Origin of the sequence: Streptomyces sp. NPDC006208 (assembly GCF_040613775.1) — a bacterium.
Classification (GTDB): domain Bacteria; phylum Actinomycetota; class Actinomycetes; order Streptomycetales; family Streptomycetaceae; genus Streptomyces.
The window spans coordinates 14057-31190 of sequence record NZ_JBEXSW010000070.1 but is presented as its reverse complement, the minus strand read 5'-3'; the positions used below and the strand labels follow the sequence as shown (position 1 = coordinate 31190).

Sequence of the window (17134 nt, the reverse complement as noted above, 5' to 3'; positions counted from 1 at the left end):
CACAGGGCCGTGCACCGGGTCGAGATAGGTCTCCTCGAAGACCAGCAGTGTATACGGAAACGTACGGGCCGGGGCAGCCCCTTTTCGGGTTCCTTGGCTTCTTCGGCCTCCGGTTCCTGGCTACCGGGACTGCGGCGGCGCGGCCGGCTGCCCGGTCAGCAGGGCATCGGCTTCTGCCAGGCGCATTCGAGATCCGCGGCGGGGGCCGGGGTGCGCGCGGTGCGTGGGGGAGCGGTGACGATCGTCTTCCGGGCCGTCCGTGACGAGGCCAGGGTGACCACGATCGCGTCCTCGATGCTCTTCACCGAGGAGGCGAGGTGGTTGTTGAGCACGATGCTGTAGACGAGCTCGCGGCCGGCGGCATCGGTGACAAAGCCCGACAGCGCCGAGGCACCGGTCAGTGAACCGGTCTTGGCGCGGGCGTTGAGGGCGGCCGGGGTGTTGCACATCCGGGACCGCAGTGTGCCTCCGACGGCGCGGTCGGGGTGACAGGCCACCGGGAGGGACGCGTACCAGTCGGCGAACCAGGGCGCGTCCCGGACGGAGAGCAGCAGGGCGGCCAGCTGCTCGGCCGGGAAGAGGTTCATCCGGGACAGACCGGAGCCGTCGACCTGGCGGAGTGTGCCGGTGGCGATGCCCTCCTTCCTCAGCCAGCTGTCGACGGCCGCGAGGCCCGCCGCCCACGTGCCGCGCCCGGAGGTCTTGTGGCCGATGGTCTTGGTGAGCGCCTCGGCGTGCATGTTGTTGGACAGCTTCATGAACGGCAGCATCAGCTCCTTGAGCGGCATGGATCGGTGTGCGGCGAGCGTCCTGGCACCGGGCGGGGTGGGCAGTCCCAGGCGCGGACCGCCGAAGATCCGTACGCCGTGGGCGGCGAGGGCGTCCGAGAACACGGCGGCCGCGTAGCCGGTCGGCTCCCAGACGGCGATCCACTCCTTGGTGGCATCCCCGCCGACGGGGACGTTCCCGCTGATGGTGATCGTGTTCGTGCCGTGCTGCCGTTCGACCGTGAGGGTGTCGGCCTGGCCTGCGGGGACGGTGGTGCCGCGGATGTCGAGGCGTACGTGGTCGGTGGGCGGGGTGAGCTTGACGGCGGGCCGCTCACCCGGCCGCTCACCGGGTGTCGCCTCGACCACCACGGTTCCGGCGTCGTAGTCGGTGTCGGGCGCGACGGTGAGCGCCGAGATCTGGGCGGAGTAGTACGCGGACTCGTCGTCGGCGGCCCAGGAGCGGCCCAGCCGCTGGGTGTCGAAGAAGGTGTCGTCGGCGACGAGGCGGCCGGTGACGCGTGTGATGCCGGACGCGGCGAGGTCGGCCGCGAGCCGGTCGTAGTCCGTCGCGAGCATGGTCGGGTCGCCGCTGCCGCGCAGGTAGAGGTCGCCGACGAGTGTGGAGCCGTGGCGGCGGCCGGTGGTGAGAACGTCGGTGGTGTAGCGGTGCTCGGGGCCGAGCAGCGCCATGGCGGCGGCGGACGTCGCCAGTTTGGTGTTGGAGGCGGGCATCAGGCGGTCGGCCCCGTTCCGCTGGTAGAGGCGCTCCCCGGTGGTGGCGTCGGCGACGACGACGCCACTGGTCGCGCCGTCCATCCGGGGGTCGGCCAGGATCTTGTCGATCGCGCCCTCGAGGCCGCTGTCGGAGGGGCCGGCCCCGGCGGGTGAGCTCCAGGTGAGCGTGCAGGCGAGCGCGACGGCCAGGGGCCAGATCCAACCGCGGCGCCGAGAACGGTGGTTCGGACGAATCACGGGTCTCCTCATGGCTCAGGAGCATCCCGGACGGGTGGGCGCGCGGGAAGAACGTGCGCACGCCGTGTCCGGACGGGTACGGAGAGCGGCACGGGCACCGGAAGCCGGGCAGGCGCGTGACCTGGAGCACACGCCTTTCGCCGCCCCACGCCTTCGAGTTGGGTGACCTGGGGCACAAGAACGGGCCGGTGGATGGTGACCTGCTGCACAACCGGACCGGCCCGCCCGTGACAAGGCGCACAGGGGTTTCAGGGCCTACTAGCCGCGATAGTGCCTGCTCGGCGCCCCTGGCCGGGACCTTCGGGCCGCCCCGCGCCGGGACCCTCGACCCCCTGCCCTCCGACCCCGGTCGAGCCCGGGCGGCCAGCGCCTCTGTACTGGTCGGATGTGAGGCTAAACCACCCCGAGTGTCCGCATTTCAGCCTCTTTCCGAATCGGAACAAAAGGGACAGAAAGGTCGTCAATGGGCGGATTCCCGCAAGTCTCACTACGACGAGATGTCGTAGATGGGGGGTTTGAGTCGAGTTGGGAGTGCGGGTTACCAATGTGTGGCCAGCCCGGCGAGAGCGCCGGGTCCACGAATGCCCGGAGGTTCTCCCGTATGTCGAAGCGCACCGTGATCAACCGTCTCCGCCCGACCGTCTTCCGTACCCGTGGCGCCGTCGTCGCCACCGGCATGGGCGCCGTGATGGTCGTCGGAGCCGGCGCGGGTGTCGCCTCCGCACATGCGGGTACGGCGGCCACCATGACCCCCGCCGCTGCTGTCGCCGCCCAGGCCCAGGCTCAGGCCAAGGCCGCTGCCGCCAAGCAGACCGCCGTGAAGAAGGCTGCGGTGGCGAAGGCCGCCGTCCAGGCCAAGAAGGGCAAGACCGCCAAGAAGTCGGCGGCCTGGGTGAAGCCGGTCAGCAAGTACACCCTGACCGCGAGCTACAACCAGGGTGGCGCCATGTGGTCCCACAAGCACTCCGGCCAGGACTTCGCCGTTCCGGTCGGCACCCCGGTCAAGGCCGCCGGTTCCGGCACCGTCGTCAAGGCCGGCCCGAACGGTGGCGGCGACGGCCCCGCGTACGGCAACGCCATCGTGATCAAGCACGGCAACGGCAAGTACTCGCAGTACGCCCACCTGTCGGCGGTCAACGTCGGTGTGGGTGCTCAGGTGAAGGCCGGCCAGCTCATAGCCAAGTCCGGCAACACCGGCAACTCGTCCGGCCCGCACCTGCACTTCGAGATCCGTACCACCCCGAACTACGGCTCGGCCCTGAACCCGATGGCCTTCCTGCGCTCCGCCGGCGTCCAGATCTGACGTACGGGCTCAGCTCCGGCGTGCACACACGTCATGGCGTCGCACACAGCGTGCGACGCCATCTGGCGTTCGCCTGGACGGTCAGGCGTGATGGGCCTGGGTGATCAGGTCCAGGGCGACTTCGAGAACGGCTTCGCGCTTCTCCTCGGGGTCGCCCTCGACGTCTTTCAGGGCGAACATCGCCGCGTGCAGCGTGAAGAGTCCCGAGAAGCAGCGGACCTGGTCGATCAGCTCGGCGTCCGGGTCCCTGAGCAGAGCGAGCATCGCGATCATGCGGTCCTTGAAGGACTCGCCGATGCTCAGCTCCCTCACCGTCGCCTGGTTCTCCTGCATGAAGCGGATGAGCGGGGCGGCGTCGTTCAGTGCCGCGTTGTAGCGGCGCAGCACGTCCTTCTTGGTCTCCAGGGTGTGCGGCTGGGTCCGCCCCCACTCGATCAGCTCGTCGATCGGCCTGGTCAGGTCCTGGAAGAGGCTGATCAGGATGTCTTCCTTGGTCTTGAAGTGGTAGTACAGCGCCGCCTTGGTGACATCGAGGGCCGCGGCGATCTCGCGCAGCGACGTCTTCTCGTAACCCCGCTCGGCGAACAGCTCCAGCGCGACGTCCTGGATGCGCTGGCGCGTGTCGCCCCGTCGTGGCTGCGGTGTGCTGGTCATGCTGCTCCCACTCCCCGGTCCCGCGTAACTTACTTGACGCCCGGCTAGTGACCGGTCTACCGTCCCCGAGTCTAGTCAACTAGCCGGGCGGCAAGTAAGTGTCGGGGAGTGGGGACAGCGGTGGGTATAGCAAGCGGCCGGAAAGGGTCCAGCGCGGCGACGGGCGCCGTCCTGGACGGGGATACGCAGTCGCAGTCGGCGGCCGAGAGCCCGCCGGAGCCGCGCAGCGTACGCGTCGTCGTCCTGGCGCTCATGGTCGCGATGCTGCTCGCCATGCTCGACAACATGATCGTCGGAACCGCGATGCCGACCATCGTCGGCGAGCTCGGCGGCCTCGAGCATCTGTCCTGGGTGGTCACCGCCTACACCCTGGCCACCGCCGCCTCCACGCCGATCTGGGGCAAGCTCGGCGACATGTACGGCCGCAAGGGCATCTTCCTCATCTCGATCGTCATCTTCCTGATCGGTTCGGCGCTCAGCGGCATGGCCCAGGACATGGGGCAGCTGATCGGCTTCCGTGCCGTGCAGGGCCTCGGCGCCGGCGGCCTGATGGTCGGCGTGATGGCGATCATCGGTGACCTGGTGCCGCCGCGTGAGCGGGGCAGGTACCAGGGCATGATGGCGGCCGTCATGGCTGTCGCCATGATCGGCGGACCGCTGGTCGGCGGCAGCATCACCGACCACTGGGGCTGGCGCTGGAGCTTCTACATCAACCTGCCGCTCGGCGCGGTCGCGCTTGCCATGATCACGATCGTCCTGCACCTGCCCAGGAAGGAGAAGGCGACCAGGAACGTCGACTACCTCGGAGCCGCGCTGCTGACCGTGGGCATCACCGCGATCGTGCTGGTCACCACCTGGGGCGGAACGGAGTACGCCTGGGACTCCGCCGTGATCATGGAGCTGATCGCCATCGGCGTGGCGTCGCTCACCGGCTTCCTCTTCGTCGAGCGCCGGGCGGCCGAGCCCCTGATGCCGCTGCACATCTTCCGCAGCCGCAACTTCTCGCTCATGTCCGTGATCGGCTTCCTCGCCGGCTTCGTGATGTTCGGTGCCGTGCTCTTCCTGCCGCTGTACCAGCAGTCCGTGCAGGGCGCGTCGGCCACCAACTCCGGGCTGCTCCTGCTGCCCATGCTGATGTCGATGCTGGTCGTGTCGATGTACGCCGGCCGGGTCACCACCAGCACCGGCAAGTACCGGATCTTCCCCATCGTGGGCGCCGGTCTGATCGTGGCCGGACTCTTCCTGCTCGCCCAGATGGACACCGAGACCTCGCGGCTGACCTCCGGGATCTACATGGCGGTGCTCGGCGCGGGCATGGGCTTCCTGATGCAGGTCACCATGCTCGTCGCACAGAACAGCGTCGAGCTGAAGGACATGGGAGTCGCCTCGTCGTCGGCCACCCTCTTCCGTACGCTCGGCAGCTCCTTCGGCGTCGCCATCATGGGCGCTCTGTTCACCGGGCGGGTCCAGGACGAGATGGCAGCGCGCGGCGGGGGACAGGCGACCGCGGGCTCCGCGCAACTGGACGCCGCGAGCCTGGCGAAGCTGCCCGAGCCGGTCCGGGAGGCGTACGAGTTCGCCGTCGCGTCCGGTACGCACGCCGCCTTCCTGCTCGGCGCCGCCGTCGCGGTGATCGGCTTCATCGCCGCCTTCTTCGTCAAGGAGGTGCCGCTGCGCGGGACGGGCCCCTCGCGCGCCGCGGACGAGCCGACCGAGGACAAGGCTGCCGAGACCGTCTGACCGGGGAGCCTCCCAACGGAACTCCCCCGTGCAGCGGCCGAGCGGTGGCCGGGCCCCCGAACCGGCCCGCCGCTCGGCCGCTGCCGGGCGCCGGGCGGCCCGGATACGTCAGTCGGCCGGCATCATCGGGAAGCTGCCGGAGTTGGTGGGCGCATGCTCGGGCAGCCACAGCACGGCGATCGCGCCGCCGGACGCTCCCAGCGGCGTCGCCCCCGTAGGTGCCGCATTGCGGAACGTCAGCCGGGCCCCGAGCACCCGCGCCTGCCCTGCCGCGATCGTCAGCCCGAGCCCGTGCCCCGTACCGGCCCGGTCACTGGCCCCCGTACGGAACCGGCTGGGCCCCTCGCGCAGCAGGGCCTCCGGGAACCCCGGCCCGTGGTCCCGCACCCGCACCACGCGCCCCTCGACGGTGACCTCCACCGGCGGCCTGCCGTACTTGGCGGCGTTGGTCAGCAGATTCAGCAGTATCCGCTCGAGACGCCGGGGGTCGGTGTTGACCCAGGACTCGTGCACGACCTGGACCGACACCGCGGCGTCGAGTCTGGCGATCCGGCGCCGGACGAAGTCCCCCAGCTGGATCTCCTGCAGCTCCGCCCGCTCCGACGCACCGTCGAGCCGGGCCACCTCCAGCACGTCCTCGACCAATGTGCGCATCGCCTGCGCCCGGTCCCGCACCAGCTCGGTGGGACGCCCCGGCGGCAGCAGCTCCGCCGCAGTGAGCAGCCCGGTCACAGGAGTGCGCAGCTCGTGCGCGATGTCCGCGGTGACCCGGCGCTCCGCTTCGATGCGCTCGTTGAGCGCGTCGGTCAGCCGGTCGACCGCGCGGGCCAGATCGTCGGTCTCGTCGCGTACGACGCCGCCGATGGCGTCCCTGACGCGTACCTCGGTGTTTCCCTGGGCCACCTTGCCGGCCGCCGCCGCGGCCTTGCGCAGCCGCCGCGACAGCTGGCCGCCGATCAGCACGCCGAGCGCGGAGCCGCCGAGCACCACCGAGAGTGAGCCGATGATCAGCGCCCGGTCGAGGTCCTTCATGACAGTGGCGCTGTTGCCGCCGAACTGACTGTGCAGCGAGAGCACATCGCCGTTGGCCAGCGGCACGGCCGCCCAGATCTCGGGGCTGCGGTCACGGCCCTCGTCCACGTAGGTGCCGCGCCGGTTCTCCAGCATCAGCCGCTGGAGTTCCTCGGGCACCGCGGGGTCGTTGATCTTGCTGTTGAAGCGCGGGTCCTTGTTCTTGGACGTCTCGTACCAGCGCTCGGCGAGCAGCACCCGGTCCATCTGCACATCGCGGGCGTTGTCCAGCATCGAGACACGGGCCGCGTTGTGCACGACCAGGCTCAGCGTCATGGCGATCAGCGCGCCGACGGCCGCGATCGCCACGCTGATCTTCCAGCGGACGCCGGTGCGCAGAGCCATGCGTCTCATCGGCGGCGCCTCATGCCTTGAATTTGTAGCCGAAACCGCGGACCGTCTCGATCCGGTCCTGGCCGATCTTGATGCGCAGGCGCTGGACATGGACGTCCACGACCCGGGTGTCGCCGCCCCAGCCGTAGTCCCAGACCCGCTCCAGCAGCTTGTCGCGGGAGAGCACCGTGCCGGGCGCGGACGAGAACTCCAGCAGCAGCCGCATCTCCGTCGGCGTCAGCGCCACCGGCTCACCCGCCTTGCGCACCTCCATGCCCTCGGTGTCGATCTCCAGGTCGCCGAAGGCCAGCGTGCCCTGCTGGTCCGCCTCCGTACGCGCTGCTTCGCCCGGGGCCGGCCCGCCCGCGTGCCCGAAGCGGCGCAGTACGGCGCGGATCCTGGCCACGAGCACCGCACCGTCGAACGGCTTGGTGACATAGTCGTCGGCCCCCGCCTCCAGGCCGAGGACGACATCGATCGAGTCGGCGCGCGCGGACAGCATGATCACGGGCACGGTCGACTCGTCCCGGATCCGGCGGCACAGGCTCACCCCGTCCAGGCCGGGCACCATCACATCGAGCAGCGCGATGTCCGGCTGGTCGGTCCGGAACGCCTCCAGGCCCTGGAGCCCGTCGGGCATGGCGGTCACCACGAAGCCGTCGCGCTCCAGCGCCAGCTGGGTGGCCTCGCGGATGACGTCGTCGTCCTCGACGAACAGGACATGGGTCTCGGCCACGCGGCTGCTCTCAGTTCTCACTCGGTAGGGGAAGGTCGGTGGGGAGTTCCTCTCCCTCACCGACCGATCTGCTGAATTCGTTGCGCACCCAGAACTGCCGGGAGAACTTGCCCGCCGACCAGCGGTAGGTGGTCACTTCCTCGGCGGACGGGTCGGCGACCGAGTCGCCCTTGTCGTACACCTGCCGGGTCACCACCAGGTCGCCGCGGTCGATCACCGCGTAGACGTACGGCTCCTCGAGGGTGAAGACGTTCTCGTACGTCTTGCCGGTGCCGCGATAGACGTAGGTCCCCATGCCGACGGCATCGCCGCAGGTCATGACGTTGATGACGACATCGGGCGCGGTGCCTGCGGTGATCACCCCGTACGACGTGTCCACGGGGAACTGGTCCCCGGCGCACCGCTGCAGATCGGCCTTGACGCGGGCGCTGACCTTCGGGTCGTTCTTGAGCAACTGCACCGCGTCGACGGCCCTGGTGAACTCGTCCTTACCGCCGGGAGGCCCGAGCGGGGACGGGGTGGACTTCGCAGCGGCCGAGGAGGGCACCACCCCCTCGTCCTGCACACCGGTCCCCCCGGTGGAACAGCCGGCCGTGAACAGGGCCGCGGCGACGAGCCCGGCCGCCGCCGCACCGCTTGTCGCCAGGGTCCTCCCGCCGCTTCCGGCTCTGTCAGTCAGGCCGCGCAACGCTCCTGCCCCCATCGCTCATCAATCCGCCGCAGCTCCCCGCGCTCCTGTGCACGCGCCTCCAGATCCCGGCTCTCCAGCTCCTGGCGGAGCCGGGCCAGGGCCCGGTGCAGCGTGCTCTTCACCGTACCGGCCGACATCCCCAGTGCGGCGGCGGTCTCCTCGGTGCTCATCTGCTCCCAGTGTCGCAGGACCACCACACTGCGCTGCTTGGGTGCCAGCACCTTCAGCACATCCATCAGCAGGGCACGGTCGGCCCGCTGCTCGCTGCCGTCCTCGACGCTCGCGTCGGGCAGCTGCTCGGTCGGGACCTCGTCGAGCTTGCGGGCACGCCACCACTCGGTGCGCGTATTGATCATCACGCGCCGAAGGTACGCGTCCGCAAGCGACTTGTCCGCTATTCCGTCCCAGCGGTGGTAGGTGCGCACCAGCGCGGTCTGGAGCAGGTCCTGCGCGTCGATCGGATCGGGGACCAGACGCCGGGCGCAGCGCAACAGCGCCTCCTGCCGTGTGCGTACGTACTCCTCGAACGCGAGCACCTCGCCGTGCGCCATTCCAACCGCCTCCGCCCCGTGACCAACACCGCAAACTCCTTGCGTCACAAGAAGCTACGGAGGCGTTGTCACCGAACTGTGCGAAGCAGCCGTCGGACGGCGCACGGCTATCCATCGGTTGTGTAACAGGACAGGTTTCGGGTGGGGTTGGTCAGGGGTAGAGATGAACGCTCAACTATGCGGGAGCCGGTACAGACCACCTTCCAAGGGCTCGACCAGCCCGTCGGCGACCAGTCCGTCCAGGGCGCGCGCCCGCTGCACCGGCTCGTGCCACACCGCGTCCAGCGCGGACTGAGGCACCGGCACCACCGCCTCGCGGAGCACCGCCAGCAGCTTGCCGCGCACCTGGCGGTCCGTTCCCGCGTACGTCTGGCCGCGGCGCGCCGGACCCTCGTGCGCGGGCTTCCCGGCCAGCCGCCACGCACAGCGCGCGGAGATGGGACAGCGCGCGCAGTCCTCGTTCTTCGCGGTGCACACCAGCGCTCCGAGCTCCATCGACGCCGCCGCCCACCGTGCCGCGGTCGCCTCGTCCTCGGGGAGCAGCTCGCGGGCCAGCTTGCGCTCGGCGGCCGTCGTCGCGTTCGGCGGGTACTGAATGCCGCTCGCGGCACGGGCGAAGACCCGCCGGACGTTGGTGTCCAGGACCGCGTGCCGCTGTCCGTACGCGAAGGAGGCCACCGCCGCCGCGGTGTACTCGCCGATGCCCGGCAGCGCCAGCAGCTGCGCATGGTCGCTGGGTACGTCGCCGCCGTGCCGCTCCGTTATCGCCTGCGCGGCCCCGTGCAGCCGCAGGGCTCGCCGTGGATAGCCGAGCCGACCCCAGGCGCGGACCGCCTCGCCGGGCGCCTCCGCAGCGAGGTCGGCGGGGCGCGGCCAGCGGGCGAGCCACTGTTCGTACACGGGGAGCACGCGGCTGACCGGGGTCTGCTGCAGCATGAACTCGCTGACCATCACGCCCCAGGCGCCGGCCTCGGGGCGACGCCAGGGCAGGTCGCGGGCGTGCTGGTCGAACCACGCGATGACAGGCGTGTGCAGGGAGGCCGGTGCGAGGGCGTCGGACGTCTGTGATGTGTGAGTGGCAGTCATGGCACATCGATCCTGGCACGTCCGGGCGACGGGGTGGTGCATACGCTCCGTGAGCGGGGTGGCCCCGGCCGTTCGGACATCGGACGCGGCCGGGTCCGGCGGTGACGCAGCGTGCCTCGCACGGCCCGTCGGTCACCCGTAGCGACCGGTCGGTGGCGACCGTGAAGAGAGCGGCGGGGCGTGCCACGGGTCGTCATCGACCGCCGGTGATCAATTGGGATGATGATCGGCAGAACTTGTCGACGAGGGCGGCGGGTAGGGCGGGAGTTGGCCGCTTTCTCTCGTAGAGTTCGCTCCGTGGGATCTCTGCGCAATCCGATCGGGCCGCTCCCCTCCTCCATCTACTGGCGACGGAGGGCTGTCGCGCTGTCGTTGACGGCACTGCTCGTTGTGCTGATCGTATGGGCCTTCAATTCCGGGGGAGGCACCGGGAACACGAGCGGCAAGTCGGGCGACCGCGACCCGCGGCCCGCGCCCACCATCACGCCCGGGCCCGATCAGTCCGGACCCGCGATCAGTGAACAGCCGGGCGGCCGCGACGAGTCGGGGGATTCGGACGGATCGAACGGTGACGGCACAGGCGACGCCACCAGCGGTACCGACGGCGGTACGGACGGCGGCGCTGACGGCACGAACGGCGGCAACGGCACCGCTGGTGCGGTCGGCGGCGGTTCGGGCGGCCAGCAGGTCCCGGCCGGCTCCAGCCTGCCCGACTGCGCCCCGAGCGCGCTGAAGTTGACGCTGCGCAGCGTCGAGGTCTCGTACGCGCCCGATGAGAAGCCTGTCTTCCAGCTCGTCGTGACCAACTCGTCGGCAACGACGTGCAAGGCGGACTTCGGGCCGAAGGCGGCGGTCTTCAAGGTCACCGGCAGCGACGACGAGGACGTCTGGGCCTCCGGCGACTGCCCGCGTACCGCTCCCGGCCGACTGCTGCGGGTTCCCGCGAAGGGGACGATCACGCACACCGTGGAGTGGGACCGCAAGCGGAGCGAGCCGCAGTGCGCGACCCCGTCGGCCGGGTCGGCAGGGCCGGGCACCTACCTGGTCGAGGTGACGTTCCCGGGCGTGAAGGTGCTGCCGGCGTCGTTCCGTCTGGAGAAGGACTGAGCCGAGCACCATGCGCGAGGGGGCTTCAGGACCGGGTCCTGAAGCCCCCTCGCGCATACGGTGTCAGACGTAGCGCTCCAGGATCGACGACTCGGCGAGCCGCGACAGCCCCTCACGTACGCTGCGGGCCCGAGCCTCGCCGACGCCGTCCACGGCCTGCAGATCGTCCACGCTGGCCGCGAGCAGCTTCTGCAGTCCGCCGAAGTGCTCCACCAGCCGCTCGATGATGGCGCCGGGCAGCCGGGGCACCTTGGCCAGCAGCCGGTGGCCACGCGGCGAGACCGCGGAGTCGAGCGTCTCCGGAGAGCCGCTGTAGCCCAGCGCCCTGGCCACGACGGGCAGTTCGAGCAGTTCGGTGTGGGTCAGCGCGTCCAGCTCGGCGAGGGCCTCGTCGACCGTGCGCGAGCGCTGGGGGCCCCTCCCGGGCGCAGCCCTGGGGGAGGTCGGCTCCGGCACGTAGTCGCGTACCACCAGATCGCGCTCCGGCTCCACGCCCGCGATCAACTCGTCCAGCTGGAGCGAGAGAAGACGGCCGTCGGTGCCCAGTTCCACCACGTACTCGGCGATCTCGGTGGCGATACGGCGCACCATCTCCAGGCGCTGCGCCACGGCCCCGACGTCCCGGACGGTGACCAGGTCCTCGATCTCCAGGGCCGAGAGCGTGCCGGCCACCTCGTCCAGGCGGAGCTTGTAGCGCTCCAGGGTCGCCAGTGCCTGGTTGGCGCGGGACAGGATGGCGGCCGACTCCTCCAGCACCCGGCGCTCGCCGTCCACGTACAGCGCGATCAGCCGCATCGACTGCGACACCGACACCACAGGGAACCCGCACTGCCGCGAGACCCGGTCCGCGGTGCGGTGGCGGGTGCCGGTCTCCTCGGTGGGGATGGACGCGTCCGGGACCAGCTGCACACCGGCCCGGTGGATCTTGGAGATGTCCTTGTCGAGGATGAGCGCTCCGTCCAGCTTGCACAGCTCGCGCAGCCGGGTCGCGGTGAACTCCACGTCCAGCACGAAGCCGCCGGTGCACATCGACTCGACTGACTTGTCCATGCCGAGAACGATCAGACCTCCGGTGTTTCCCCGGAGGATGCGTTCCAGGCCGTCGCGCAGTGCGGTGCCCGGGGCGACCGCGCTCAGAGCGGCGCGGATCAGCGCTTCGTTGCCCGTGCCTGAGCCGGACTTTCCGGGTGCTGTTGCCCCGTCCTTGGCTGCCACTGCACTCCTCCGGCTCGTACGGGTGGGCGGAGACCAGGGCAAAGTCTACCGGCGCGCCTCGTCCTCCCGTGGGGCCTCTGCCCGCTCTCTGCGTCCGGCCCCGCCCGAACCCTGCTGCCGCCCCCGCGGGAGCACCCGCAGCGCGTCCCCCATGTCCGCTACTTCCGTGACCGTCATACCGGACGGAACCTTGCCCGGATCGGACGGGACCAGCGCGTGGGTGAAGCCGAGCCGGTGTGCCTCGGCGAGCCGGCGCTGGACGCCCGTGACCCGTCTGACCTCGCCAGCAAGGCCCACCTCGCCGATCGCGACGAGGTTCTTCGGCAGGGGGGTGTCGCTGGCGGCCGACGCCAGGGCGAGCGCGATGGCGAGGTCGGCCGCGGGCTCGGAGAGCTTCACTCCGCCGACCGTCGCGCTGTAGATGTCGCGCTTGCCGAGCGCGCTGATCCGCCCGCGCTGCTCGAGCACGGCGAGCATCATCGACACGCGCGAGGTCTCCAGGCCGGAGGTGGTGCGCCGGGGCGAGGGGATCTGGGAGTCCACGGTCAGTGCCTGCACCTCGGCCACGAGCGGGCGGCGGCCTTCGAGCGTGACCGTCAGGCAGGTGCCGGGGACGGGCTCGTCGCGACGGGTGAGGAAGAGCCCGGACGGGTCGGCGAGGCCGGTGATCCCCTCGTCGTGCAGCTCGAAGCAGCCGACCTCGTCGGTCGCCCCGTAGCGGTTCTTGACGCCGCGGACCAGCCGCAGCCGGGCGTGCCGGTCGCCCTCGAAGGAGAGCACCACATCGACCAGGTGCTCCAGCAGCCGCGGCCCGGCGATCGCACCGTCCTTGGTGACATGACCGACCAGCAGCGTGGACATGCCGCGCTCCTTGGAAGCACGGATCAGGGCTCCGGCGACCTCGCGGACCTGGGCCATGCCGCCCGGGGCGCCGTCGATCTCGGGGGACGCGACCGTCTGCACGGAGTCGAGGACGAGCAGGGACGGCTTGACCGCGTCCAAGTGGCCGAGCACCGCGGACAGATCGGTCTCGGCGGCGAGATACAGGTGGTCGTGCAGGGCCTTGATCCGGTCGGCGCGCAGCCGGACCTGGCTCGCGGACTCCTCGCCCGTCACATACAGCGTGCGGTGGGCCTCGCTCGCAGCCTTGGCCGCGACATCGAGCAGCAGCGTGGACTTGCCGACACCGGGCTCGCCCGCGAGCAGCACGACGGCGCCCGGCACCAGTCCGCCGCCGAGCACGCGGTCGAGCTCGTCCACACCGGTGGAGCGCGCGGTCGCCTGGCGGCCGTCGACCTGGCCGATGGGCAGCGCGGCGGTGGAGACGCGCCCCGCGGCAGTGGTGCGCACGGCGGGTGCGCCGTACTCCTCGACCGTCCCCCAGGCCTGGCACTCGGGGCAGCGGCCGAGCCACTTGGCGGTCGTCCAGCCGCATTCGGTGCAGCGGTAGGACGGCCGGTCCTTCGCGGATTTCGTACGGGCAGCCATGCGCAAACCGTAGCGGTGCCCACCGACAGCGCAGCCGCCCGGCCGTTGGAGCGGCTTTCAGCGCAGGACCACGAAGCGCAGATGTGTGACGTCCGCGGACTGGACCGACCAGGTCCGGCGGAGCTCCACCGGCCCGTCGACGCCGTCGAACAGCCGCTTTCCGGAGCCGAGCAGGACCGGCACCAAGGTGGTGTGGATCTCGTCGAGGAGGCCCGCGTTCAGCGCCTGCCGGGCGACGCTCGCGCCGTGCACACCGACGTCCAGAGCCCCGGCGGCTGCCTTCGCCCGCCGGACGGCTGCCTCGATACCGTCCGTGACGAAGGTGAACACGTCAGGGGCGACCACGTCCCCGGGATCCGGCGGACGGTGGGTGAGGACGAAGCACGGCACCTTGCCGACCGGTCCGCCGTCGCCCCAGCCCCCCTCGCCCTCGCACACGTCGTACGAGTGCCGGCCCATGACGACGGCCCCGACATTGCGCACCATGTCGCCGAGTACCTGCTCGTCCGCCTCCGTCATGTCGCACAGCCACCGGTGCAGCCGCTCGCCGCCCAGACCCAGCGGGTTCGCACGGGTGTCCGCGGGCCCGGTGACGAACCCGTCCAGGGACATCGACATCCCCGAGATGACATTGCTCATGAAGCGTTGACACCTTGGTGCCGCGGAACTCATCGGTCCCGAGCCCGGGAGACCGTCGGCAGCGATCTCGGCCCGCTCACCCCGCGGCGGCGGAATTCCGAGTTCCTGCCTCGCACCGGAGGAAACGTTCACCCGTAGGGATTAAAAGTGTTCAAGGGGTGCGAACGGGATACGGCCCTGCGCCTACGGTCGCCGGGTGACGAGCAGCAGGCTGGAACCCCCGACGCACTCCACCGGCGCACACCGGGCGCACCGGCGCACGTCCCGTACCGCTTCCGGACGCCCGCCCGCCCGTTACGAGCCGTACCTGGACGGCCTGTTCACCTACTGCCTGTCCGTGCTGTGCGACCACGACGCGGCCACCTCCGTCCTCGGCGATGTGCTCGCCGTCGCCGAGCGCCAGCACGGCCGCTGCCCCCGGGGCGAGGCCGAGCGGAAGGCATGGCTGTACGCGCTCGCCCGCTGGGCCTGCCGCCGCCGGATGGCCGAACAGCGGCGCAAGCGGCAGGGTGCGCACAGCGGCCGCCCCGCTGCCCCCGACCCGGCGGCCACCGCGCCCGGCGTCCCGCCGCAGACCGTTGAGCGCCGTCGCGCCGAACTCGCGCTGCTGGCCTGGCCGGAGGCCGCCGGCACCACCCCCGAACAGCGCGAGGCACTCGAACTGGCCGTCCGCCACGGCCTCGCCGCCCGCGAGGTCGCGTCCGTCCTCGGCATGGACGTGGAATCGGCACGCGAGCTGCTCGCCGGCGCGGCCTGCGAGGTGGAGCGCACCCGGGCCGCCCTGGCCGTCGTGGAGACCGGCAACTGCCCGTCCGTGGCGAGGCTCACCGGCGACCATCAGGTGCTGCTGTCCGCGACCCTGCGCCGGGAACTCGTACGCCATGTCGACGACTGCCCGCGGTGCCGCCGCGCAGCCGAGCGCGCGGGCGCGGTCGGGCCGTGGCCCGGCTCGGCCGCCGCTCCGGCCACGCTGCCCCTGGTCGAGGCGGGCCGGACCGCCGCGTACATGGCGATGCTGCATGTGCCGAGGGGCCGTTCGGGCGGGCCGCGCTTCGGGCCCGGCGGCTTCCCGCTCGACCCCAAGGACCGTGCGGCGCGGCGGGACCGGCTGCGGGCGCGTGCGGTGACCACGACCGTCGTGGCCGCGGTCGTGGCGGCACCGGTGCTGGCGCTGTGGGCCGCCTACCGGGGTGCGCCGCTGACCGGCGAGGCACATGAAGGGCCCGTCATCAGCGCCGGCGACCCGGACGCGGCGGGCGGCATGGAGAGCGATCCGTACGACCACTACGAGAACGCGGGGAACGCCAGCGCCGAGCCGGACCCGCGGTTCTCGGCCGGCCGCAGGTCACCGGACGTCTCGGTCGAGGTGATCAGCGCCGGGACGCCCCCGCCGCCGTCCTCTCCCGGGCAGCCGGCCCCCGGCAGGCTGTCCGTCGAGGCACGGCCGGCCGGTGACAGCACCCGCATCACGCTGACCGCGTCCGGCGGCTCCCCGGTCAGCTGGTCGGTCTGGACGGACGCGTCGTGGCTCTACGCGAGCCGTTCCTACGGCACGCTCCATCCTGGCGAAACGATCACGCTGTACATCGTCGTCGACCACGACCGCGAGCCCTCGGGCCGCTGGCTCGCGCACATCGGCGTCGACCCGTCCGGCGCGGTGGTCGCCGTTCGCGGCCAAGGAGCCACGAACCCGCCGCCCACCTTGCCCGGGCCCGACCCGACGCCGCCGTCCAGCCCGCCTCCGGCCTCACAGGAGCCGGAGCCGGAGCCGACGCCGAGCGAGCCGTCGGGCCCGCCACCGTCCTCGCCCGCCCCCGATCCGTCGGACCCGGACCCGAGCGCGCCGACGGAGCCCGGGGCGCCGGACCAGGGACCGCCGCCCGCGAACTGACGGGACCGTGGCCCGCGAACCGAACCGTCAGCGGTCCGCCGGATCCGCCGGGTGCGGCGCCACCAGCGGCAGCGAGGAGGCCAGGCGCGCCTCGCACAGCCCCACCAGCACGTCGTACGCGTCCTTGCCCATCAGCTCCGTCAGCTCCGGGCGGTAGGTCACGTACACCGGCTCCCCGGCGCCGTGCGCCGAGGTCGCCGACGTGCACCACCAGTGCAGGTCGTGACCACCCGGGCCCCAGCCCCGGCGGTCGTACTCCCCGATCGACACCTGGAGCACCCGTGTGTCGTCGGGCCGGTCGATCCAGTCGTACGTACGCCGCACCGGAAGCTGCCAGCACACGTCCGGCTTGGTCTCCAGCGGCTCACGGCCTTCCTGGAGCGCCAGGATGTGCAGCGCGCAGCCGGCGCCCGCCGCGAAGCCCGGACGGTTCTGGAAGATGCACGAGCCCTCCCAGCGGCGGGTCTGGCGTTCGCCGTCGTCGTCCTTCTGCACCCAGCCGGTCCGCGTCCCCACGTCGTGGAACTCCCACAGCTCGGGAGTGAGCCGTGCGACGTTCTCGGCGACCCGTTTCTCGTCCTCCTCGTCGGAGAAGTGCGCCCCGAGCGTGCAGCAGCCGTCGTCCGCGCGCCCCGCCTGGATGCCCTGGCAGCCGCTGCCGAAGATGCACGTCCATCGCGAGGTGAGCCACGTCAGATCGCAGCGGAAGACCTGTTCGTCGTCCGCAGGGTCAGGGAACTCCACCCATGCACGGGGGAAGTCGAGGCCCTTCTCGTCCTGCTCGGGGCCCTTCGCAGGGTGCTGGTCCTTCTTCGGGGCCGTGGCTTTGCCCGGCTTCGCCTTTTTCGTCTTTGGCACGCCACCAGCGTATGCGCGCCACCGCAGTA

General features: G+C 71.3%; 15 protein-coding genes. 4 read left to right on the top strand and 11 right to left on the bottom strand.

Features of this window, described 5'->3' with window-relative positions; genetic code table 11:
* Positions 1 to 155: 155 nt before the first annotated feature.
* The gene (gene dacB, locus ABZ208_RS36205) at positions 156 to 1754 is read right to left on the bottom strand and encodes a D-alanyl-D-alanine carboxypeptidase/D-alanyl-D-alanine-endopeptidase (RefSeq protein ID WP_356913700.1); all 1599 of its coding nucleotides are present in this window, start codon (positions 1752 to 1754) and stop codon (positions 156 to 158) included.
* A 589-nt stretch (positions 1755 to 2343) separates the two neighbouring features.
* Here dacB and ABZ208_RS36200 point away from each other — a divergent pair.
* Positions 2344 to 3045, top strand: coding sequence for a M23 family metallopeptidase (locus ABZ208_RS36200; protein WP_356913699.1), 702 nt, complete (start codon positions 2344 to 2346; stop codon positions 3043 to 3045).
* Between the two features lie 81 nt (positions 3046 to 3126).
* Here ABZ208_RS36200 and ABZ208_RS36195 read toward each other — a convergent pair whose 3' ends face one another.
* Positions 3127 to 3699: a helix-turn-helix domain-containing protein gene (locus ABZ208_RS36195; protein ID WP_356913698.1), complete on the bottom strand. Its 573-nt coding sequence runs from the start codon at positions 3697 to 3699 to the stop codon at positions 3127 to 3129.
* A 171-nt stretch (positions 3700 to 3870) separates the two neighbouring features.
* On the opposite strand from ABZ208_RS36195, the gene ABZ208_RS36190 reads away from it, so the two are divergent.
* Positions 3871 to 5439 carry an MDR family MFS transporter gene (locus ABZ208_RS36190; RefSeq protein ID WP_356913701.1) on the top strand — a complete coding sequence of 523 codons (1569 nt, stop codon included), beginning with the start codon at positions 3871 to 3873 and terminating at the stop codon, positions 5437 to 5439.
* A 108-nt stretch (positions 5440 to 5547) separates the two neighbouring features.
* Here the strand turns inward: ABZ208_RS36190 and cseC are convergent, their stop codons facing one another.
* The 5 genes from cseC to ABZ208_RS36165 all read right to left on the bottom strand — a co-directional run bounded on the left by cseC (position 5548) and on the right by ABZ208_RS36165 (position 9907).
* Entirely contained in the window at positions 5548 to 6864 is a 1317-nt protein-coding gene (gene cseC, locus ABZ208_RS36185) for a two-component system sensor histidine kinase CseC (RefSeq protein ID WP_356913697.1), read from the bottom strand.
* Positions 6865 to 6874: 10 nt separating this feature from the next.
* Positions 6875 to 7579, bottom strand: a complete 705-nt coding sequence (cseB, locus tag ABZ208_RS36180; RefSeq protein WP_356913696.1) for a two-component system response regulator CseB — start codon at positions 7577 to 7579, stop codon at positions 6875 to 6877.
* Between the two features lie 10 nt (positions 7580 to 7589).
* Positions 7590 to 8267 (bottom strand): hypothetical protein, encoded by a 678-nt coding sequence (locus ABZ208_RS36175; protein WP_356913695.1) that lies wholly within the window; start codon positions 8265 to 8267, stop codon positions 7590 to 7592.
* Entirely contained in the window at positions 8255 to 8821 is a 567-nt protein-coding gene (locus ABZ208_RS36170) for a SigE family RNA polymerase sigma factor (protein ID WP_356913693.1), read from the bottom strand. The genes ABZ208_RS36175 and ABZ208_RS36170 overlap by 13 nt, the downstream gene beginning before the upstream one ends.
* Positions 8822 to 8992: 171 nt before the next feature.
* On the bottom strand, positions 8993 to 9907 hold the full coding sequence (locus ABZ208_RS36165) for an A/G-specific adenine glycosylase (RefSeq protein ID WP_356913692.1): 915 nt from the start codon (positions 9905 to 9907) through the stop codon (positions 8993 to 8995).
* 297 nt (positions 9908 to 10204) lie between these two features.
* On the opposite strand from ABZ208_RS36165, the gene ABZ208_RS36160 reads away from it, so the two are divergent.
* Complete coding sequence (locus tag ABZ208_RS36160) at positions 10205 to 11014, top strand: hypothetical protein (RefSeq protein ID WP_356913691.1); 810 nt, start codon at positions 10205 to 10207, stop codon at positions 11012 to 11014.
* Between the two features lie 63 nt (positions 11015 to 11077).
* On the opposite strand, the gene disA is transcribed toward ABZ208_RS36160, so the two are convergent.
* Genes disA through ABZ208_RS36145 form a run of 3 tightly spaced genes read right to left on the bottom strand, consistent with a single transcriptional unit; the run spans position 11078 to position 14356 of the window.
* Positions 11078 to 12229, bottom strand: coding sequence for a DNA integrity scanning diadenylate cyclase DisA (disA, locus tag ABZ208_RS36155; RefSeq protein WP_356913690.1), 1152 nt, complete (start codon positions 12227 to 12229; stop codon positions 11078 to 11080).
* Between the two features lie 45 nt (positions 12230 to 12274).
* The gene (gene radA, locus ABZ208_RS36150) at positions 12275 to 13717 is read right to left on the bottom strand and encodes a DNA repair protein RadA (protein ID WP_356913689.1); all 1443 of its coding nucleotides are present in this window, start codon (positions 13715 to 13717) and stop codon (positions 12275 to 12277) included.
* Positions 13718 to 13774: 57 nt separating this feature from the next.
* Positions 13775 to 14356 carry a dihydrofolate reductase family protein gene (locus tag ABZ208_RS36145; protein ID WP_356913688.1) on the bottom strand — a complete coding sequence of 194 codons (582 nt, stop codon included), beginning with the start codon at positions 14354 to 14356 and terminating at the stop codon, positions 13775 to 13777.
* A gap of 196 nt (positions 14357 to 14552) precedes the next feature.
* Between ABZ208_RS36145 and ABZ208_RS36140 the strand changes: the two genes are divergently transcribed.
* The gene (locus tag ABZ208_RS36140) at positions 14553 to 16247 is read left to right on the top strand and encodes a hypothetical protein (protein WP_356913687.1); all 1695 of its coding nucleotides are present in this window, start codon (positions 14553 to 14555) and stop codon (positions 16245 to 16247) included.
* A gap of 27 nt (positions 16248 to 16274) precedes the next feature.
* Here ABZ208_RS36140 and ABZ208_RS36135 read toward each other — a convergent pair whose 3' ends face one another.
* Complete coding sequence (locus tag ABZ208_RS36135; protein ID WP_356913686.1) at positions 16275 to 17105, bottom strand: hypothetical protein; 831 nt, start codon at positions 17103 to 17105, stop codon at positions 16275 to 16277.
* Between the last annotated feature and the right edge of the window lie 29 nt (positions 17106 to 17134).